Below are 19,809 nucleotides of genomic sequence, written 5' to 3' on the forward strand. Positions count from 1 at the left end.
AAGCTGCGGACGGCAAGCCGCAGGGCTGACGGCCGTCCGTCCGGCGCATTCCTGTTCTGCGTTCAGCTTGCGTATTGGGCGATGCCGTGACCGAACGACCAGTTCTCCTTGGCGACCTCGACGAGGTTGATGACAACATCGTCCGGCCGTCCCTGCAGCTGGCTCTGATAGTCGTCCACGATCCGCTTGTAGAACGCCTTCTTCATCTCGACGGTACGCCCGGCATTCATGGTGATCTGGATGAAGATGAGATCGTCGCTGTAGGTATTGCCGAGATAGTTGTCGGCGTAGTTCAGGTCGCCACGGTCGTGCTCGGTGATGACCTGAAACTTGTCATTCTCGGGCACGTTGATCACCTCGCGCATCGCCTTGTAGACGATCTCGCCCAGCGTCTTGCGATATTCGGCGGACTTGCCGCGCTTCAGGTCGATGCGAACGAATGGCATGGTGGTCTCCTGTGTTGTGCGAGGCTCGGCCGGATCCGGCCCCGTGTGATCGAGACGCTGCGGCGGTGCGAAGGCTCTCGCGTCGTCCGCTTGCGCCGGCGGCGTCGGGGAATTCAGCGGGTCGCCTTGAAGGCCTCCCAGCGCGCATCTCGCTCTCTTTGGTATTTGGGAGTTCGCTCGCCCACCATGTCGGCGCGATGAACCGGCTCGCCGCAGGACTCGCAGACCGGACCGAGCCCGGCCGGCTTGCCGCAGACGCGATGGGTGTAGTTTATTGCGCGGCCTTCCCGCGGTGACTTGCACCAGGTCTCGCCCCAGGCGCGCAGCGCCATCAGCACCGGAAAGAACGCGTCGCCCTTCTCGGTGAGGTGATATTCGTGGCGCAACGGGCGTTTGTTGTAGACGCGCCGCGTCACCAGGCCGTCCGCTTCCAGCTTTTTCAGCCGTGCCGTGATCATCTGCGGCGTGCCGCCGGACTGCGCCTGAATCTCCTCGAAGCGATGATTGCGCGCGAACAGTTCGCGCAGAACCAGTACTGTCCAGCGGTCGCCCACGACGGTTTCGGCGCGAGCGACAGGACAGAGCGTTTGGTCAGCCGTGTTGTCCTTCATTTTCGTCATCACGTTTTCTTCATCAGGCTTGAGACTATGATTTTCATAGTAATATGACCCGACATCATCGCAAATGCAATGGGCCTTCGATGGCCCGATCTGTCATCGCCAAGGAGTGAGCCATGACCACCGAACCGGGGCCGACAGCGGCCAAAGTCGATTTGAAGCTCGAGGTCGTCGTCATCCCCGTCTCGGATGTCGATCGCGCCAAGCGCTTCTATCAGGACCTGGGCTGGCGGCTTGATGCCGACTTCGTCAGGCCCGACGGCTCGCGCGCCGTGCAGCTAACGCCGCCGGGTTCGCCGACGTCGATCCATCTCGGCTCGGGACCCGCGCTGCCGCGCTTCCTGATCGTCAATGATATCGAAGCGGCGCGCGCCGAGCTGATCGCGCGTGGCGCCGATGTCAGCGAGGTGTTTCACCGCGGCGCGGAAGGCCGCATCAAGGGGCCGGACCCGGAGCGGCCGAGTTACGGGTCGCTCGCCACGTTCAATGATCCCGACGGAAACGTCTGGCTGCTGCAGCAGGTGACGCAACGCCTGCCCGGGCGATTCGACGGCAACAGTACGAATTTCTCCTCATCGGCTGATCTTGCTGCCGCGCTGCGCCGCGCGGCTATGGCCCATGGCGAGCACGAGAAGCGAACCGGCGGCCACGAAGCGAACTGGCCCGATTGGTACGCCGAGTACATGGTCCGCGAACAGGCCGGCAAGCCGCTGCCCGAGTGAACGGAGCTCGTCATTGAAGCAAATCCAACCGGCCGCCTGATAGCCAAGGAGCGATCGATGTCCCAGATCACCTATCCACGCGAGCGGACCGCGCTGCTCCTCGTCGATCCTTACAATGATTTCCTCTCCGAGGGCGGCATGGTCTTTCCGCGCATCAAGCCTATCGCCGACGAGGTCGGGCTGCTCGACAATCTGCGCCAGCTCGACGGCGCGGTCCGGGCCGCCGGCATCCAGGTGGTGATCGTCCCGCACCGTCGCTGGGAGCCGGGCGATTATGAGGATTGGGATCATCCCAATCCGACTCAACGCTTGATCATGCAGCGCCATAGCTTTGCGCGCGGCGAATGGGGCGGGGAATGGCATCCGGACCTTGCGCCCAAGCCTGGCGACCTGATCGCCCAAGAGCATTGGGGGCAGAGCGGGTTCGCCAACACCAATCTCGATTTCCTGCTGGAGCAGAAGGGCGTCACGCATGTGATCGTGGTCGGACTGCTGGCCAACACCTGCATCGAATCGACCGCCCGCTTCGCGATGGAGCTCGGCTACCACGTGACGCTGGTGCGCGATGCCACCGCCGCCTTCTCGCACGACATGATGCACGCCGCTCACGAGCTGAATGGCCCGACCTACGCCCATTCCATCCTGACAACCAAGGAGGTGATCGCGGCGTTGCCGGCGGCCTCTCATTCCAAGGAGACTGTCAAATGAGCGCGCCATCGAAGACGCCCGTTGCAATTGCGATAAGCCAATCGACCCAGGAAGCGATCGACCAGGACCGGCGCAGGCTGCTGACGGGCGCGGCGTTGGGCCTGGCTGCTGCCGGTGCTGCCAGCCTGTTCCCCGCGCATCCCGCCGCAGCGGCCACCAGCGATGCGATCCGCCCGTTCCGCGTCGACATTCCCGAGGAAGACCTTGTCGATCTTCGCCGCCGTTTGGCCGCAACCCGATGGTCCGACAAGGAAACCGTCAATGACGACTCCCAGGGCGTCCCGCAGGCGATGCTGCGCGATCTCGTCCGCTACTGGCAGACCGACTACGACTGGCGGAAGGTGGAGGCGCGGCTCAACGCCCTGCCGCAGTTCAACACCGAAATCGACGGGGTGAACATTCACTTCATTCACGTCCGCTCGAAACATGACAATGCGCTGCCGCTGATCGTCACGCATGGCTGGCCGGGTTCGGTCATCGAGCAGATGAAGATCATCGACCCGCTGACCAATCCCACCGCGCATGGCGGCAGTGCGTCGGACGCGTTCCATCTCGTGATCCCGTCGATGCCGGGCTACGGCTTCTCCGGCAAGCCGACCACGGTCGGCTGGGATCCCCAGCGCATCGCACGGGCCTGGGTGCAATTGATGAAACGGCTCGGTTACAGCAAGTTCGTGGCGCAGGGCGGTGACTGGGGTTCGCCGGTCTCCAATGAGATGGCCAAGCTTGGTGCGCCGGAGCTGCTCGGCATCCACGTCAATCTGCCCGGTGTCGTTCCGCCCGAGGTCTTCAAGGCGGTCATCACCGGCGGCCCTGCGCCGGACAATATGTCGGCGGAGGAGCAGCACGCCTTCGACCAGATCAAGCTTCAATTCGCGAAACGGCGGGCCTACGCGCAGATCATGGGCACGCGCCCGCAGACGCTTGCGGCCTTTGCGGATTCGCCGGCCGGCCTCGCCGCCTGGCTGCTCGATCACGGCGACGGCTATGCCCAGCCGGCCTCCGCGATGCAATCAGCTGTGCTCGGGCGCGAGGTCAACGGGCATTCCGCCGGCGCACTGACCCGCGACGACGTGCTCGACAACATCACGCTCTACTGGCTGACCAACACGGCGATCTCTTCGGGCCGCCTGTACTGGGAAAACAAGACCAACCTTTATCTGCCTGCCAATGTCGCGATCCCCGCCGCGGTGACCGCATTTCCCGGCGAGAGCTTCGTGGCGCCGCGGAGCTGGGCGGAGAAGGCCTATCACAAGCTGATCTACTTCCATCAGGCTGAAGCCGGCGGCCACTTCGCCGCATGGGAGCAGCCCGACATCTTCAGCAGGGAAATTCGCGACGCGTTTCGGCCGCTCCGCAGCTGATCTGAACGTGCACAAGAACCGAAGACGGATTCGTCATGTCGAAACTTGCACTGATCGCCACCGTCGAGGTGGCGCCAGAGAAGCGGGAGCAGGCGCTGTCGCTGCTGTCAGCGCATGGCGCCCGGTCGCTCAGGGATGAACCGGGCACACTGAATTTTGAGATCCTGGTGCCGCGCGAGGATGCCGCCAAGCTCTTGATCTACGAGGTCTATCAGGATGACGCCGCGTTCGAGGCGCACCGCAATGCGCGGTCGATCGCGCAGTTCCGCGAGGAGAGCGCAGGGCTCGGCATCAAGATATCAGCGATGCGGTGCACGCCTGCCGCCTAGGGAGCTGCCGCGAGCGGCGTCACGCCTTGAGGCTGGCGCCGCGCTCGGACAAAACCTTCTCGGCCTTCGGCGTCAGCTCGTAGAGGTCGCCGTCCTTGGCGACGTATCCCTCCCTGATGAGCCGGTCGACTTCGCCTTGCACGTCGTCAGCGAAGGCAATGGATTGGGCGATGTCGCAGAGAACCGCGACCTGTTCATCTCTAAGCATGGCGTCCTCCGTCAGGGCGGGGAACGCGCAAGCCGGCATTCGGTTCCAAGGGGCCGGATGATACACCCGGCTTTCACCCGGTGAGCTGTGGCTCCGGGTGTTGCATCTTACCCATGCCGCGCATCGAGTACCGGCGCGTAGCCACCGCCGTCCCGACGAACATGAGCACAGCGCGGGCCGCGGAAGTGGGCGGGTATGACGAGGCGGCCGCTGTCCGCAGCCTCTTCCAGGATCTTCGTCCTCGTCTCGCGCGCGAGCTGCGGGTCGGCACAGGATGATGTCGACAGATCGGGCTGGAAGATCTGCACCGGATTGTGCACGGCATCGCCGCAAAAGATCGCGCGATGTTGTGCGTAGTCTACCATCAGCCCCATCTGGCCGCTGGTGTGGCCCGGCAGCGGTACCAGCCGCAGGCCCGGTCCCAACTGATGGCCATCGTCGACCAGATCGACACGGCCTGCCTCGACGATCGGGATGACGCTCTGCTCCAGGGCGCGGGCGTGGATCGGCGGGGCACGCCCGGCATCATGCTGTGTCATCCAGTCGGCAAGCTCGCGGCGGCCGAACAGATACCGCGCGTTAGGAAAGGTCGGCTGCCAGCGGCCGTTGTCCTGGCGCGTATTCCAGCCGACGTGATCGACATGCAGATGGGTGCAGAATACGACGTCGATGCCGGCCGGGTCGATGCCGGTCGCGCGCAGCCGATCAAGGAAGCCGCTGCCGCGCCGCCGATGCCAGGCGGGAATCTCGGGGATGTCCTTCCGCTCGCCGATGCAAGCGTCGATCAGCAGCGTTCGGCCGCCGGTTCGCACCACAAAACTCTGGATCGCGTGTTTCGCGAGCCCGCGGGCGAGGTCGATGAACACCGGCTCCAGCGTGGCACGATGCGCTTCGATCAAGCCGCGATCGTATCCGGGCAGGAATTCGGCGAGCGGAAGGCCGAAATCGTCGTCGTCGACGATGACGTCGACGGTTGCGTCGCCGATCGCAAATCGCATGACCGCTCCTTCCCGGAGAACCGTGCATCCCAACGCGCGGTCACTATGCAGGGTGGCGCCGTCGATCGCAAGTTGGTGAACGGCTATCAGACCATGCCGCGCAGCAGGCCGAGCAGGCGGCCGCATTCATCGTCGGTGCCGACCGTGATGCGCAAAAAGTCCTCGATCCGCGGCTTCTGGAAATGCCGCACCAGCACGCCGCGCTCGCGCAACCTCGCGGCGAGATCGGCGCCGCGATGGCTGGGATGGCGGGCGAACACAAGTCGGATCGTAGCCATGTCGTTCTGTGAGCCAAGGAGTTGAGTGTTATAGTTGTCTTCCTAAGACCGCTTGGCCTCCGACTTGTCTCCTCGAACCACGCCTCGTCCTCGATGGCGGCGACCGCGCCGGCGATCGCGAAGCAGTCCAGCGGATAGGAGTTGAAGCTGTCCTTGACGCGCTCCAGCGCCTCGATCAGCGGGCGTTGGCCGATGGCGAAGCCGACGCGCAAGCCGGCCAGCGCGCGCGATTTGGAGAGCGTCTGGATGACGAGCAGATTGTCGCGGCGCGCGACCAGCGGTACCGCGCTCTCGGCGCCGAAGTCGACATAGGCCTCGTCGACCACCACGAGCCGGTCGGGATGCTCGGCGAGCAGCGCCTCGATCGCGGCGCGCGGCAGCGCGGTGCCGGTCGGTGCGTTGGGGTTGCACAGCAGGATTGCGCTGCCGGGCCGCCGGTAGTCGGCAAGCTGCACGCGCATCGCGGCGTCGAGCGGCACTTGCTCGCAGCTGACGCCATAGAGGCGGCAATAGACCGGGTAGAAGCTGTAGGTGATGTCGGGAAACAGCAGCGGCGCGTCGTGCTTCAGCAGCGCCGGGAAAGCGTGGGCCAGCACCTCGTCCGAGCCATTGCCGACGAACACCTCGTCCGCCGTGACGCCGTAACGCCTCGCGATCGCCTCGCGCAGCGCGGTTGCGCGTGGGTCCGGATAGAGCCGCAGGCGATCCGTGTTCGCTGTGATCGCCGCCACCGCGCGCGGCGACGGCGGGTAGGGGTTTTCGTTGGTATTGAGCTTGATGAGGCCGTCGATCTTCGGCTGCTCGCCGGGCACGTATGGCGACAGATTGTGGACGACCGAACTCCAGAAGCGACTCATGATCTGCGACCCAGGATTGAACGCGATCAGAATAAGGAATACGAGGCGCTGATGAAAGCGCCTCTTTATTCCCTCGCATTATGACAGGCGTCGTGCTCGCGCGTTACCAGGTCGCCGTGCCCTTCATGGTCGGCTGGCCTTCGGCATTCGCGGTCCACAGCTCCAAGCCGCCGTCCTTGTCGCTGGCATTGATCGAGAACTCGCTGCCCTCGAACAGCGGCTGCACGCCGCGATAGGCGAGCTTCTTCGGCGGCTTGCCGCCGCGCAGCTTGGCGGCGAACTCGACGATGAAGGAAGCCTGCAGCGGGCCGTGGAAGATCAGGCCAGGATAGCCCTCGACCTTGGTGACGTAGTCGCGGTCGTAATGAATGCGATGGCCGTTGAAAGTCAGCGCCGAGTAGCGGAACAAGAGCACCGGGTCGGAGACGTGGCTTTCGCGATGCTGCGCGACCGGGGGAGGCGGCGGCGCCTTGGCGGGCGCTGCGCCTTGTGTGCTCGTCATCTCGCGATAGACGATGTCCTGCCGCTCGCGCACCGCAAGCCCGCGCGAGGTCGTCACCTCGTGATTGACCGAGACGAAGCACAGCGTGCCGGTCGAGCCCGATTTGACCGTGACGTCGACGATCTTCGAGGTGCGTTTGGCCTCATCGCCGATGCGCAAGCTGTCGAAGAATTCGAGCTCGCCGCCGGCCCACATCCGGCGCGGCAGCGGCACCGGCGGCAGGAAGCCGCCGCGGGTCGGGTGGCCGTCGGGGCCGAGCTGCGACATCGGAAACACCGGCTGCGCTAGGCACCAATGCGTGGTCCACGGCGCGGCGTCACCGGCCTTCGGCTCGCCGATCTCCTGGAACAGCGTCGCGCGCAGCCCCATCACGAGATATTTGGTGACGAGGTCGGAGGCCTCCGTGGTCTTGCCGATCCATTGGCGGAGATGATCGAGGTCGAGTTTGTCGCTCATGATTGTGTTGCCCGGGCAGGAGGGATTTCAGGAACGTCTGGTGCGCTCGCCGATCGCGGGCACCTTGCCGTAGTGCCTGTCCTCGCCGACCACGATCGCGGCCGGCGCCGGATAGCTGACCTTGCCGTTCTGCGTGTCGACCTCGATGCGGCGCAGATGCGGATGTTTCGCGAGGTCGTCCATGCTGTTGACCTCGGCAAAGGCGATGTCGGCCTCGGCGAGCTTCGCCAGCAATTCCTCGCGCGTCAATTTACCGAAGCTGTCGTTGACGATTCCGTCGGTCAGCACCCGGTTGCGCACGCGCTCGACCATGTTGGCAAAGCGCGGATCGTCTGGCAGGCCGGGCTGGCCCAGCACCTTGGCGCACAGCGTCTTCCACTCGCGCTCGCTCTGGATCGAGATCAGGATCTCCTTGCCGTCCTTCGAGCGGAACACGCCATAGGGCGCGATCGAGGGGTGGGCGAGGCCGATCCGCTTCGGCGACTTGCCGTCCTCGGCATTGAGCAGCGGCACGGTGAGCCAGTCGGCCATCACGTCGAACATCGAGATCCGGATGTCGGCACCGTCTCCGGTGCGACCGCGGCCGATCAGCGCCTCGAGGATCGCGGCATGCGCGGTGGCGCCGGTTGCGACGTCGACGATCGACATGCCGACGCGCGAGGCGCCTTCCGGGCCGCCGGTGATCGAGGCAAGGCCGCTTTCGGCCTGGATCAACAGGTCATAGGCCTTGCGGTCGGCATAGGGACCGGTGTCGCCATAACCCGTGATCGTGCACATGATCAGCTTCGGGTAATCCTTGCGCAGCCGCTCGCGCGCGAAGCCGAGCTTGTCCATCGAGCCGGGCTTGAGGTTCTGCAGCAGCACGTCGGCGCCCGCAATGAGCTCCTCGAGCTGCGCGCGGCCATGCTTGGTGGCAAGGTCGACCACGGCGGAATCCTTGCCGCGGTTCAGCCAGACGAAGTAGCTGCTCTGGCCCTTCGCCGCGGCGTCGTAGCCGCGGGCGAAATCGCCCTCGGGTCGCTCGATCTTGATGACATGGGCGCCGGCGTCGGCGAGGCGTGACGAGCAGAACGGCGCGGCAACCGCCTGTTCGACGGCGATGACGGTCAATCCCTCAAGCGGCAGCATGATCAAGCAACTCAGTAGGAGCGGGGCATGCCGAGCACGTGCTCGGCGACGTAGGACAGGATCAGATTGGTCGAGATCGGCGCCACTTGGTAGAGCCGGGTCTCGCGGAACTTGCGCTCGACGTCGTATTCCTCGGCAAAGCCGAAGCCGCCATGGGTCTGCACGCAGGCATTGGCCGCTTCCCAGGAGGCATCCGCCGCCAGCATCTTGGCCATGTTGGCCTCGGCGCCGCAATCGAGACCGGCTTCATATTTGCGGGTGGCTTCCTTCACCATCAATTCGGCCGCGCGCATCGAAGCGTAGGCCTTTGCGACCGGGAACTGGATGCCTTGATTCTGCCCGATCGGCCGGCCGAACACGCTGCGCTCCTTGGCGTAATTGGTGGCCTTGGCGATGAACCACTTCGCGTCGCCGACGCATTCGGCGGCGATCAGGATGCGCTCGGCATTCATGCCGGACAGGATGTAGCGAAAACCCTTGCCTTCCTCGCCGATCAGATTCTCCGCCGGCACCTTCATGTCGGTGAAGAACACTTCGGTCGTGGCGTGGTTCATCATGGTGCGGATCGGGCGGATCTCCAGCCCCTTGCCCTTCACCTCCCGCATATCGACGATGAACACCGAGAGACCGTCGGTGCGCTTCTTCGACTGCTCCTTCGGCGTGGTGCGCGCCAGCAGGACCATCAGGTCGGAATATTCGGCGCGGCTGGTCCAGATCTTCTGGCCGTTGACGACGTAATGGTCGCCCTCGCGGCGCGCGAAGGTTTTCAGCGACGAGGTATCGGTGCCGCTGGTCGGCTCGGTGACGCCGAACGCCTGCAGCCGCAACTCGCCGGTCGCGACCTTCGGCAGATACTTCGCCTTTTGCGCGTCATTGCCGTGCCGCAGCACGGTGCCCATCGTGTACATCTGAGCGTGGCAGCCGCCACCATTGCAGCCGGCGCGCTGGATCTCTTCCAGGATCGCCGCCGCCGCCGACAGCTTCAGGCCCGCGCCGCCATATTCCTCGGGGATCAAGACCGAGAGATAGCCGGCCTCCGTCAGCGCATCGACGAACTCCTTCGGATAGGCCATCTGGCGATCGAGCTTGCGCCAGTATTCGCCGGGAAACTGCGCGCAGAGTTTTGCCACCGCGTCGCGGATGTCGGAATGGTCATCGGTGTGTTGTTCGTGTGCGGTCATTGTTTCGTCTTGCCGAGAGGTTGCGCCAGAGCGTGTTCGAGCGAAGCGGAAATCGGTTCGCGTGAAGAAAACGCCCGCTGTTGTGGGGCCCCGGTAAACTCCCTATGCTGTTTTGTTATAGCGTATGAACCTGCCTTCCAGGATTGGCAAGTATGGATTTCCGCCAGCTTAGGACCTTTGCGTGCGTCGCGGAACTCGGGAGCCTGAGCAAGGCATCCGATACCTTGCGGGTCGCGCAGCCGGCGCTGAGCCGGCAGATCAAGCTGCTGGAACACGAGCTGCGCACCGAATTGTTCACGCGCAACGGTCGCGGCATGGTGCTGACCGATGCCGGCCGGCTGCTGCTTGTGCGCACCAGCGGTATCGTGCGGCAGATCGACCAGATCCGCGACGACATCCAGTCCGCCGGCGGTGCACCGTCCGGGCGCGTCGTGCTCGGGCTGGTGCCGACGGTGAGTTGCGTGCTGTCGGCGCGGCTGGCGCGGCGCACGGTGGAGCGCTATCCCGGCATCTCCCTCTGCATCGTCGAGAGCTACAGCGGCCATCTGATCGAGTGGCTGCATCGCGGCGAGATGGACCTTGCCGTGATCTATGGCCCGTCGATCGATCTGCATCTGGCGGTGCAGAGCCTCGGCCGCGACAGCATCGTCGCGGTCGGCCCGCGCGGCAGCGGGCTGAAGCCGAAGAAGCAAGTCGACTTCGGCTGGCTGATGCGCCAGCGCCTGGTGCTGCCAAGTCATTCGCACGGCCTCCGTGCGCTGCTCGAACATGCCGCGGCGAAGAAGAAGATCGATCTCGACGTCAAGCTCGAGGCGGATTCGTTTCGCGTGCTGACCAGCCTGGTCGAGGAGGGGCTCGGATATACCTTGCTGCCGCCGTCCTCGGTGCGCGCCGAGGTGGCGGAGGGCCGGCTCGAGACCGCCGCCATCGCGCGGCCGGCGCCGCGGCGCGAGCTGACCCTGGCCTCGCCGGTCGAGCATCCCGGCTCCAACGCGATGACGCTGATCGCGAAGCTGTTGCGCGACGAGGTCGCCGCGCTGCGCGCCGAGGGGCTCTGGGATATCCAGCTCGCCTGAGCGCGGCTTCGCATCAGCTCACCTTGAAGCCGAGATGGCCGCGGAAGCGGTTCTTCAGGTAGGTGCCGTCGCGCGGCGGCAGCGCGCGCTCGACTTCGCCGGCGGCGATGCGAACGCGCGCCAGCCGCGGGCCGCCGCCGAGATCGCGCAGGCTGGTGCGGAAGTTCTCGATGCCGGCCATGTCGGCGATCTCACAGACATTGCCGATGCCCGCGCCATCAGCGATCACTTCGAGCCGGGCGCCGAGGCCGGAGTGACTCGGCTGCATGCCGGTCTCGCCGAAATGGCCGTTGTCGAGCACCGCGATCGAGAGATTGCCGGGCTGCTTGGCCGCGATCGTCAGCAGGCTGCCGATCCCCATCAGCTGCTCGCCGTCGCCGGTGATCACGAGCACCGGGCGCTTCGGCTGCGCCAGCGCGAGGCCGAGCCCGACCATCGCCGCGCCGCCCATCGCGCCCCACAGATAGAAATTGCCGGGATGCTCGCCGGCGTCGAACACGTCGTAGGACGAGGAGCCGAGCCCGGAGATCGCGAGCAAATCGCCGCGGTCGGCGAGCAGCGCCTTCACGGCGGCGCGGCGGTCGAGAGTGCCTGTTGATGCCGACATCAGTGCGTCTCCCTGGTCCACTTCTTGCGGCCGATCATCCGCTGCGAGATCAGCACCGCGACCTGCTGGTCGCCGTCATAGGCGAGCGAGGCGGCGGCCGAGATCACCTCCTCGGCGTCATCAGGGTTCTCCAGCCGCAGCACCGTGGTGCCCATGATCTCGAACGCCTGCGGCGTCGCCCGGCCCATCGGGATCTGCCAGGGATTGAACTCGGCCCATTCGCCGCGCATGGTCACCAAGGTCAGCAGCGGGAAGCGGCAGCTCGCCATCAGCGACAGCATGTTGACGCAGTTGCCGACGCCGCTCGATTGCATCAACAGCACCGCGCGATCGCCGCCGAGCCAGGCGCCGGCCGAAAGCGCCACGCCCTCTTCCTCTGTCGTCAGCACCGTGGTCTTGATGTCGGCATCCGCGTGCGACAGCTTGATCAACTTGGAATGTCCCGCATCGGGAACGTAGGACACCTGCGTCACGCCAAAGCTCTTCAGCGTGCGGTAGATCGCAACCGGCCAGTCCCGGCTGGTCGCGCTGTCCTGGTGAATGGCAATCTGGTCCATCATGGCCTCGGCGGTAGCGTTTTCGAACGAACCGGGTACCGGTTCGCGAAGAAAAACGCGTCAATACACGGGACACGCATTAGCGCGTCCTCACACCGCTGGCTTTAAGCCAGGTCAGGGGTTTATTCTCTTCGCATCTGGCTCGCCCAGCTATGCCGGAATTTTATAGGGCCAGGGTTTCGTAGGGCCGACGCAAGCGAAATGGCGGCCGGGGCCGACTGCGTCTTTTGGTCGGGTCGAGCAACAGCCCCATTACGGCCAAAAACGACGCTCTATGCTAGAAGATGCCGGTTGGCGGCAGCGCCGGGCTTCATTTTCAAGGCTTCATTTCGCATATCGATATATCCGTCGCATTTTCAGGGATCAGGGCATGATTGTCCGAGATCGGTTTCGCGGCCTCTTCCCAAAGTATTTTCTCGCACTGTTCCTGGCCGTCGCGCTTCCGCTCGTGATCAACGGGTCGATCGAAGCCTGGTTCGGTTACCGCGATCAGCGCGCAAGGCTGGACCAGTTGCTTGGTGTTCAGGCGACTTCCGCGGCCGCTGAAATTCATAACTTCATCTCCGACATCGCAAGCCAGCTTGGCTGGCTGGTCCAGCTTCCGTGGACCGACGAGGCCGATGAGGGGCGCCGAGCCGATGCGTTGCGTCTGTTTCGCCAAGCGCCGGCCGTCGTCAGCCTGACACTCATCGACAACAATGGGTTGGAGCGTCTCTACGTCTCACGGGTCGGCCTCAATCGAATTGAAAGTCGTATCGACCGATCGGCTGAACCTGCGCTGGTCGGCGCCCACGCGCGCCAGGTTTGGTTCAGCGATGTCAGCTACAACAGAGGCTCAGAGCCGTATTTGACCATCGCGCTCGTGGGTAACCGATCCGCGGTCGGCGCAGTCATCGCCGAAGTCAATCTCAAGCTGATCTGGGATGTCGTATCGGCGATCAAGGTGGGAGAGACCGGCCTCGCCTTCGTGCTGGACCGGCCGGGCCGTCTCATTGCCCATCCCGACATCAGCCTTGTCCTCCGCGGGCTGGAGGAAACAACCTCCCAGCCGTTTCGCACCATACGCGATGCGATCGGCCCGGGAGCGGGCTTTGCAACGGGCCGCGACGGACAGGGACGTCCGGTTGCCGCCCGCGCGGCTCCGGTGGCGGGTCCCGATTGGACCGTCGTGGTGGCGCAGCCGCTCTCCGAGGCTTACGCCCCGATCTATGCCGCGTTGCGACGGACCACAGTGCTTCTCGCAGGCAGCACCGTATTTGCAGGGCTGCTCGCCTATGCATTCGCGCACCGGATGACCGAGCCGATCAGGCTGCTCGAGGAGGGGACGGAGCGGATCGGCGCCGGATCGTTCGAGCACCGCATTTCGATCCAGACCGGGGACGAATTTCAGCGTCTGGCAAGCAGCTTCAACAGGATGGCCGGCGAGCTTGCGCTGGCGCAGCAGCACCAGGAGCGGATCGCGAAGCTCAAGCGGTTTCTCGCGCCTCAAGTCGCCGATCTCGTCGATCGTGCCGGCGACGACAGCGTGCTGGATGGCCGCCGCACCGACGTCGTCGTTGTGTTCTGTGACTTGCGCGGGTTCACCGCGTTTTCCGCAGGCGTCGCTCCCGAGGAGGTCATGAGCGTGCTGTCCGAATACTATGAGGTTCTGGGCAGGGTCATTGCGCGGTTCGAAGCAACACTCATCAGCTTCTCGGGAGACGGGCTGATGGTGCTGGTGAACGCACCCGTGCCGGTCGAGGAGCCGGCGCTGAGAGCTGTCGACCTTGCGACCGAAATGCAGAAGCGCGTGCAAGGCTTGATCGGCGGTTGGCGGTCGCGGGGTTACCAGGTTGGCTTTGGAATAGGGCTTGCCAGTGGATCGGCGACGGTTGGGCGGATCGGCTACGAAGACCGGCTCGATTACACGGCCATCGGCAGTGTCGTGAATCTCGCCGCTCGCCTGTGCGCATCTGCCGCAGATCGGGAAATCCTGATGGACGCAGGGACCGCCGCAAGCGTCAGAGGCAAGCGCTCCCTGGAGGATATCGGGAGTCGCCAAATCAAGGGCTTCGATGACGCCATTCCGGTGTTCGGAATATCTTTTTGATGTGCGTTGGCCGATGTAGACCGGAGCGGTTCGGTGCAGTCCATTGGCGACTGGTTTCGGATCGTGGGATATACTTCCGCCGACGGCGAACGCCAGCGGGTCGATAGAGCATGAGTTGCGCTCACTCTCGTGCAGCAACATCCCACGGACGCGGCAGCCGGCGTGAGGTCCTGTTGTTGATGGCCGCCGCCGCGGCCTGGACCACATCCTCGCGGGCGCAGAAGCCGTCGATGCCTGTGATCGGCTATCTTTGTCCGGAATCGCCGGAGTTGTTTGGCAGCCGGCTGAAGGCTTTCCACCAGGGACTTCGTGAAGCCGGCTTTGTCGAGGGCCGCGACGTTGCGATCGAATATCGATGGGCCAATGGGCAATATGCCCGGTTACCTGCACTGGCCGGCGAATTGATCGCGCGCGACGTCGATGTGGTGGTTGCGCCCGGCGGCGCCCCCGTCGCGCTTGCCGCCAAAGCTGCCGGCGTCACCAAGACGATCGTTTTCGAGATGGGCGGCGACCCCGTTCAGCTGGGTGTGGTGGACAGCCTGTCGCGGCCGGGAGGCAACATCACGGGAATCTCGAGCCTGAGCGTCGACGTGTCGCCGAAGCGGCTCGAGTTGATGCACGAACTTCTGCCGGCGGCGAAAACGCTGGGGGTCGTGACCAACCCGACAAGTCCAACGGCCAGCTCGCAACTGCAAAGGCTTCAGGCCGCTGCCGAAACTTTGGGGGTCCATCTGCAGATATCGAGGGCAAGCAAGGAGGAGGAGTTCGAAGCCGTATTCGCTTCCGTAGCGAGAGAGTCGACAAGCGCGCTTGTTTTCACCTCCGATCCCTATTTTGCATTTCGCAGCCGCCGATTGGCCGATCTCGCACTGAAGTATCGTGTTCCCGCAATCACGCAAACCCGGGATTTCCCGACAGCCGGAGGCTTGATGAGCTATGGCGGAGATTTCGTGCAGTCGCATCGACGCGCGGGCGTCTACGCCGGCCGGGTTCTGAAGGGTGAGAAGCCTGCTGATCTTCCGGTCCAGCTGGTCACCAAGGTCGAGTTCGTCATCAACCTGAAGACCGCCAAACTGCTCGGCCACGAGTTCTCTCCTTCAGTTGTCAGCGGCGCAGACGAAGTGATCGAGTGACTAATTCGTTCATGAACCTGGTAGTCCGGCCGGCGTGGACTGAGCGGTCCGGCCGGACCGTGGCATCGCGTGCGCTCACGGGCTCAACTGTTGGGCTGTAGAAACGCGCCGTATTGCTTGCTCGTGGCGACCGCGGCGGCCGCCTGTCCGATGACACGCATTGCCGCCATCATCGGCCACGGTCCAAGGCTCACCCTGCGAACACCGGCACGGGCGAGCTCGCCGATTTCGGGCACGCCTTGCGTCACCATGATGTTGACGGGCAGCGGCGTCAGTTGAACGAACCTCTCGATCAGCGCAAGGTCGGTGAGCCCCGGCACGAAAATTCCGTCAGCGCCGGCATCGGCATAAGCTTCCGCCCGCCTTGCCGCCTCATTCAGGCATTGCTCCGGCGAGCCGAACTTCAGCAGAAACGGATCGGTTCGCGCATTGATGAAGAGGTGAACGCCGAGTTCTTGCGCGGCGTCCCGCACCGCCCTGATCTTCGCGGCATGCTGCTCCGGAGCGACGAGCTGCCGCTTTCCGCCAACAAGCCCGTCCTCGATATTGATGCCGATCGCGCCGGCCTTCAGGATCCTTGCCGCCGAATGCGCGGCGGCATCCGGCGTGTTGCCATATCCCGCCTCCAGATCGATCGACACCGGAACCGGCACCGACGCGGACATCCGCGAGACCAGGCCTTCCACGATGTCGAGCGGGGCATTTTCGCCGTCGGCGTAGCCGAGTGCGGATGCGACCGCGCCGCTGCTGGTCGCCACTGCCGGCGAGGCCTTCGCGATCGCTTTGGCGGTGGCGACGTCCCAGGCGTTGAACAGGACGAGCGGATCGCCCGTCCTGTGCAGAGCGTGAAATGCCTCGGCGTAGTGCTGCTGTGTCGTGGCGTCCATTGCGCGCACTCCTGGTCAGAGAATTCGAAAGATGGTGTGGCCGACGCGGCCGCAGGTGGCGGCGTCAGTTCAGTCGGCAGCATGCGTTGTGAACCAGTCCATGATCAGACCGGTGACCTCGGCCTCACGCTCGAGATGCGGGAAGTGTCCGACATCGGGCAGGACGATGCGCCGATGTGGTCCCTTGAAGAGCGGCTCTTCCTTGATCGAATACCGCGCCGTCGGATCGTTGCCGCCATAGATTGTCAGCGTCGGTGTATGCATGTCGTTGATCGGTAGCCGGCCCGCAACTCCCGCATCGACCAGGCCATTGTAGTATTTCAGCGCCGCCTTCATGGTGCCGGGAGAGCTGAGCGTCTCCTTGACCGAGCGGAGATGCTCGTCGTTCTGCAGGGTTGGCGACCACAGCTTCCAAAGGTAGTCGACGAAGGGAAGTCCCTCGATGTTGACCGCCGAGTGAGCGCCAGGCACCGTGAAGAAATAGACATGGAAAACCGATCGAACGGCATCGGGGTCGCTCCGGAGGCTTGGGATTGTGATCGGGTGCGCGGTGTTCATGACCACCGCGGCCTTGATCGCCGACGGCGCCGTGGCCAGTGCCTGGAAGGTTGACGTACCGCCCCAATCCATGCCGACGACGTATGCTCGTTCGTCGTCGCTCAGCGCCGCGATCAGCGCTTCGAGATCCTGGCCCAGCGCGATTGGATCGAAAATGCCGTCGGCCGGAATCTCGGTCGGCGCATAGCCGCGCAGGAACGGCGCGACCGCGCGATAGCCGGCATCCGCGAACACCTGCAGCTGCTTTCGGTACGACCAGGCGTTGTCGGGAAAGCCATGCATGAACATGACGAGCGGTCCGCTGCCTTGTTCGAGATAGGCAAATCGCACGCCGTTGGCCTGCACGTATTTCAGGGCGGGTTCGCTGCCGGCGGCGTCACGCGTTGCCAGTGCGGTGCTTCGGGTCGTCATCGCTGCTCTCCATTTGTGTCGTCGTTGCGCTCCCGGGCAAATATGTGCGCAGCGCACATATATGGTCAAGTTGTTTTTTGTGCGCAGCGCACATATTGTTCCCGGCATGGAAAACGGAATCGCTAATCTGCTGGGCGCGCTGTCGCTCGCTGTCATGGATCGTATCGAGCAAGGCGCGCGCGAGGTCGTCGGTCGCGGCGGCGAAACGCCCGCGGCGCTGATCGTCATCGGCTATGGCCAGGGCATGACCAACGACAAGCTGAGGCGGATCCTTGGCCTGTCGCACTCCGGAACGGTCCGCCTGGTCGATCGGCTGGTTTCGGATCGGCTTGTCGAACGCCGGGCCGGCAAGGACGGCCGCGAAGTCGCCTTGCACCTGACGGCATCGGGCGCCGCGTCCCGCAACGAACTGCTGGCGTCGCGGATTTCGGCCGTGACGTCGCTGCTGGACGTGCTGTCGGTCGCTGAGCGGAAGCAGCTCGCAACGCTGATCCGCGAGCTGCTGGCAAGGCAGGATACATCAGAGATGGATCGCTTCACGATCTGCCGGATGTGCGACGACCGGGTCTGCACCAATTGCCCGTTGCCGACCAGCAAGGGTCAGCACGCCCGCTAGAGAGGTTACTCTGAATCGAGCGGCCAACTCCGCTCACCTCGCCCCGCGTGCGGGGAGAGGTCGGAACGCATCGCTAGATTCGTTCCGGGTGAGGGGGAGTTTCCGCAAACACAGCTATCACCGCTTATGCGGAGAGTGCCCCTCACCCCAACGCTCTCCCCGTAAGAACGGGGAGAGGGAGCGCGGTGCCATCGCGGCCGCTATTCGACCTCATCTCCTCACGCTCCAGCAGCTTGCCGTCAGCGCGCGTTCTTGCCCGCCATGAACACGTACATGTCCCAGAAAGTCTCGGGATGATCGACCTCGAAGCGGTGCCACTGATCGAGATTGGTCTCGTCGGCCGTGCCCTGAAACTGCTTGCGGAATCGGTCGAGGACCGCCGGATCGTCAAACGGCTCGAACCCCTCGAACGACAGGCCATGCTCGTTCAGGAATGCCGCGATCGCCGGAATCGTCAGGCGGTGTTCCATGACGTTGAACAGCAGATCGCGGCAGCCGCTCATGCTGTAGAAATCCTTGGCGCCGATCAGCGGCTTCCATTTGTCGGCTTCGCGGAAGATGTCCTGCCGGCAGCGTCTGATGTCGTCGGCGGTGGCGCGATAATTGCGCGCCGCGATGCGATCGCGGGCCTCGACGATGACGCGGCGCGCCAGATCGCTGTAGAGCCCGATGCGCATCGTGCCGCCCGGCCGCAGCAGCGAGACCAGCACGCGCCAGCCGGCCAAGGGGTCGGCAAGATGATGCAGCACGCCGACCGACTCGATGCTGTCGAAGCTGCGATCGATCGAGGCCAATTCCAGGATGTCCGCCTGCGCATACTCGATGTTGCGCAAGCCGAGCTCCCGCGTCTTGCGGCGCGCATAGGCAAGGCTGGTCCTGCTGATGTCGACCGCGAGCAGGCGGGCGTTGGGATAGACCTGCGCGATCTGGATCGCGTGCGAGCCGGTGCCGCAGCCGGCAATCAGGATATCCCGTTCGGCTCGCTGGTCCGCGGTTGCGACGGTCCTTCCCCGCGCCCGATCGGCCGCGAAGGCCGTCAACGGGTTGACGGTCCAGCGCGGATAGGGATTTTCCTCGTATTGGCGCATCACCTCGACGGATATGTCGTTCCTGATCGGAGTGAGCGCTGCAATAGCGCTGCGCTCTTCGATCTCCTCGCGCGGCTCGCGAAGCTGCACCCGCAACAGGCCGGCGACGGCCGCGGGCCAATCCCGGCGCAGCAGCGCGTCCGCCGTCGGCAAGGCATGAAGCGGGAAGTAAGCGGCGACAGCGGCGAGCGTGAGCGGCATGATCGCAGCGCCTGATGCCAGGTCCTGCAGCAACCGGTCGCGCAGCGCGCCCGCGCCTTCGCTTTCCGCCCCGGTCTGCGCATAGACATGTTCGTTGATGAAGCACTGCCGCGCGAGCGCGCAGGCAAAGGCTACGATATCGTCGTCGACGTCATCCTGATCCGGCTTGCTCGCGAGCCGCAACAGCTCGGCCCGCGCATATCCGAACAGCACCTCAAGCTGCATGCTCGCCAGCGTGGTGGTTTCCATCGCGCAGCGCAGGAACAGGTCGTTCGCGAGCGGGGCGACACCCTCGCTGCCGAACAATTCGACGCTTGTGACCGGTAGCGGCCACTTGCTTGCAATCCGCCCGGCATAGGTGGTGACGGTCGGGCTCTGCAGGATGAAGCCGACCGCCTTCGCGTCCATGCCGAGCGCCAGCGCCTTGCTGAAATGCGCGGCCGCCTTGCTGCGATTGCTCAGTGCCTGGTAGGAGTTGCCGGCGTTGTAATGGCAGGCGGCATTGACCTCGTCCGAGGCAATCGCCTTGGTGAACATCTTTGCTGCAGCCCGGTGATCGCCGGCAGCCTGCGCCATCAGGCCGAGAAGATTGAGGCTCTGCACATGGCCAGGCTCGCGCGCGAGAAGCTGCCGGCAGATCTCCTGCGCTTCGTTGAAGCGGCGCATCGCGTAGAAGCGGCTGGCCTCGGCGGCGAGGCCGTCAATGCTGACACCCGTGGAACCGAAGGCAGGTGCGTTTTTGCTGGACGCGTCCCGTTGCTTCCCGGCCGCACGCCGCTCTTTTCGGTTCAT

At 64.5% G+C, this 19,809-nt stretch carries 20 protein-coding genes and 1 pseudogene; 8 read left to right on the plus strand and 13 right to left on the minus strand.

Annotated elements, in window-relative coordinates; translation table 11 throughout:
• Window positions 1-62: 62 nt before the first annotated feature.
• Together Q2M23_RS08435 and Q2M23_RS08440 are read right to left on the minus strand one after the other, a co-directional pair.
• Window positions 63-446 (minus strand): tautomerase family protein, encoded by a 384-nt coding sequence (locus Q2M23_RS08435; RefSeq protein WP_016848571.1) that lies wholly within the window; start codon window positions 444-446, stop codon window positions 63-65.
• A gap of 113 nt (window positions 447-559) precedes the next feature.
• Window positions 560-1,057 (minus strand): helix-turn-helix domain-containing protein, encoded by a 498-nt coding sequence (locus tag Q2M23_RS08440; protein ID WP_316395344.1) that lies wholly within the window; start codon window positions 1,055-1,057, stop codon window positions 560-562.
• Window positions 1,058-1,179: 122 nt separating this feature from the next.
• Here Q2M23_RS08440 and Q2M23_RS08445 point away from each other — a divergent pair, with 122 nt between their 5' ends.
• Genes Q2M23_RS08445 through Q2M23_RS08460 form a run of 4 tightly spaced genes read left to right on the plus strand, consistent with a single transcriptional unit; the run spans window position 1,180 to window position 4,186 of the window.
• The gene (locus tag Q2M23_RS08445) at window positions 1,180-1,785 is read left to right on the plus strand and encodes a VOC family protein (RefSeq protein ID WP_316395310.1); all 606 of its coding nucleotides are present in this window, start codon (window positions 1,180-1,182) and stop codon (window positions 1,783-1,785) included.
• Window positions 1,786-1,842: 57 nt separating this feature from the next.
• Window positions 1,843-2,493, plus strand: a complete 651-nt coding sequence (locus Q2M23_RS08450) for an isochorismatase family cysteine hydrolase (protein WP_168858541.1) — start codon at window positions 1,843-1,845, stop codon at window positions 2,491-2,493.
• Complete coding sequence (locus Q2M23_RS08455) at window positions 2,490-3,857, plus strand: epoxide hydrolase family protein (protein ID WP_229190941.1); 1,368 nt, start codon at window positions 2,490-2,492, stop codon at window positions 3,855-3,857. Before Q2M23_RS08450 ends, Q2M23_RS08455 begins: the two co-directional genes overlap by 4 nt.
• 35 nt (window positions 3,858-3,892) lie before the next feature.
• Entirely contained in the window at window positions 3,893-4,186 is a 294-nt protein-coding gene (locus Q2M23_RS08460; RefSeq protein WP_229190940.1) for a putative quinol monooxygenase, read from the plus strand.
• A 19-nt stretch (window positions 4,187-4,205) separates the two neighbouring features.
• Here Q2M23_RS08460 and Q2M23_RS08465 read toward each other — a convergent pair whose 3' ends face one another.
• From Q2M23_RS08465 to Q2M23_RS08490, 6 genes and pseudogenes are all read right to left on the minus strand, one after another.
• Entirely contained in the window at window positions 4,206-4,394 is a 189-nt protein-coding gene (locus Q2M23_RS08465; RefSeq protein ID WP_028334959.1) for a hypothetical protein, read from the minus strand.
• A gap of 107 nt (window positions 4,395-4,501) precedes the next feature.
• Entirely contained in the window at window positions 4,502-5,392 is an 891-nt protein-coding gene (locus tag Q2M23_RS08470; protein WP_316395311.1) for an MBL fold metallo-hydrolase, read from the minus strand.
• An 86-nt stretch (window positions 5,393-5,478) separates the two neighbouring features.
• Window positions 5,479-6,527 (minus strand): annotated as a pseudogene (locus Q2M23_RS08475) (pyridoxal phosphate-dependent aminotransferase).
• Window positions 6,528-6,630: 103 nt separating this feature from the next.
• Window positions 6,631-7,485 (minus strand): MaoC family dehydratase N-terminal domain-containing protein, encoded by an 855-nt coding sequence (locus tag Q2M23_RS08480; protein ID WP_316395312.1) that lies wholly within the window; start codon window positions 7,483-7,485, stop codon window positions 6,631-6,633.
• A 27-nt stretch (window positions 7,486-7,512) separates the two neighbouring features.
• Window positions 7,513-8,613, minus strand: a complete 1,101-nt coding sequence (locus Q2M23_RS08485) for a CaiB/BaiF CoA-transferase family protein (protein WP_316395313.1) — start codon at window positions 8,611-8,613, stop codon at window positions 7,513-7,515.
• Window positions 8,614-8,624: 11 nt separating this feature from the next.
• Window positions 8,625-9,794 carry an acyl-CoA dehydrogenase family protein gene (locus tag Q2M23_RS08490; RefSeq protein WP_057019287.1) on the minus strand — a complete coding sequence of 390 codons (1,170 nt, stop codon included), beginning with the start codon at window positions 9,792-9,794 and terminating at the stop codon, window positions 8,625-8,627.
• A 152-nt stretch (window positions 9,795-9,946) separates the two neighbouring features.
• Here Q2M23_RS08490 and Q2M23_RS08495 point away from each other — a divergent pair, with 152 nt between their 5' ends.
• On the plus strand, window positions 9,947-10,870 hold the full coding sequence (locus Q2M23_RS08495) for a LysR substrate-binding domain-containing protein (protein WP_168858534.1): 924 nt from the start codon (window positions 9,947-9,949) through the stop codon (window positions 10,868-10,870).
• Window positions 10,871-10,883: 13 nt separating this feature from the next.
• Here Q2M23_RS08495 and Q2M23_RS08500 read toward each other — a convergent pair whose 3' ends face one another.
• Window positions 10,884-11,477: a thiamine pyrophosphate-dependent enzyme gene (locus Q2M23_RS08500; protein ID WP_316395314.1), complete on the minus strand. Its 594-nt coding sequence runs from the start codon at window positions 11,475-11,477 to the stop codon at window positions 10,884-10,886.
• On the minus strand, window positions 11,477-12,037 hold the full coding sequence (locus tag Q2M23_RS08505) for a thiamine pyrophosphate-binding protein (RefSeq protein ID WP_316395315.1): 561 nt from the start codon (window positions 12,035-12,037) through the stop codon (window positions 11,477-11,479). Before Q2M23_RS08505 ends, Q2M23_RS08500 begins: the two co-directional genes overlap by 1 nt.
• A gap of 367 nt (window positions 12,038-12,404) precedes the next feature.
• On the opposite strand from Q2M23_RS08505, the gene Q2M23_RS08510 reads away from it, so the two are divergent.
• A complete protein-coding gene (locus Q2M23_RS08510; RefSeq protein ID WP_316395345.1) occupies window positions 12,405-14,123 on the plus strand; it encodes an adenylate/guanylate cyclase domain-containing protein in 1,719 nt (572 codons plus the stop codon).
• A gap of 179 nt (window positions 14,124-14,302) precedes the next feature.
• Window positions 14,303-15,256 carry an ABC transporter substrate-binding protein gene (locus Q2M23_RS08515; protein ID WP_316395316.1) on the plus strand — a complete coding sequence of 318 codons (954 nt, stop codon included), beginning with the start codon at window positions 14,303-14,305 and terminating at the stop codon, window positions 15,254-15,256.
• Window positions 15,257-15,339: 83 nt separating this feature from the next.
• On the opposite strand, the gene Q2M23_RS08520 is transcribed toward Q2M23_RS08515, so the two are convergent.
• Both Q2M23_RS08520 and Q2M23_RS08525 read right to left on the minus strand, forming a co-directional pair.
• The gene (locus Q2M23_RS08520; protein WP_316395317.1) at window positions 15,340-16,143 is read right to left on the minus strand and encodes an isocitrate lyase/phosphoenolpyruvate mutase family protein; all 804 of its coding nucleotides are present in this window, start codon (window positions 16,141-16,143) and stop codon (window positions 15,340-15,342) included.
• Between the two features lie 69 nt (window positions 16,144-16,212).
• Window positions 16,213-17,112, minus strand: coding sequence for an alpha/beta hydrolase (locus Q2M23_RS08525; RefSeq protein WP_316395318.1), 900 nt, complete (start codon window positions 17,110-17,112; stop codon window positions 16,213-16,215).
• Between the two features lie 106 nt (window positions 17,113-17,218).
• Here Q2M23_RS08525 and Q2M23_RS08530 point away from each other — a divergent pair, with 106 nt between their 5' ends.
• Window positions 17,219-17,728: a MarR family winged helix-turn-helix transcriptional regulator gene (locus Q2M23_RS08530; protein ID WP_057019292.1), complete on the plus strand. Its 510-nt coding sequence runs from the start codon at window positions 17,219-17,221 to the stop codon at window positions 17,726-17,728.
• A 239-nt stretch (window positions 17,729-17,967) separates the two neighbouring features.
• On the opposite strand, the gene Q2M23_RS08535 is transcribed toward Q2M23_RS08530, so the two are convergent.
• On the minus strand, window positions 17,968-19,809 hold the full coding sequence (locus tag Q2M23_RS08535; protein ID WP_316395319.1) for a class I SAM-dependent methyltransferase: 1,842 nt from the start codon (window positions 19,807-19,809) through the stop codon (window positions 17,968-17,970).

This window comes from Bradyrhizobium sp. 33ap4 (assembly GCF_032654765.1).
Classification (GTDB): Bacteria; Pseudomonadota; Alphaproteobacteria; order Rhizobiales; family Xanthobacteraceae; genus Bradyrhizobium; species Bradyrhizobium australafricanum.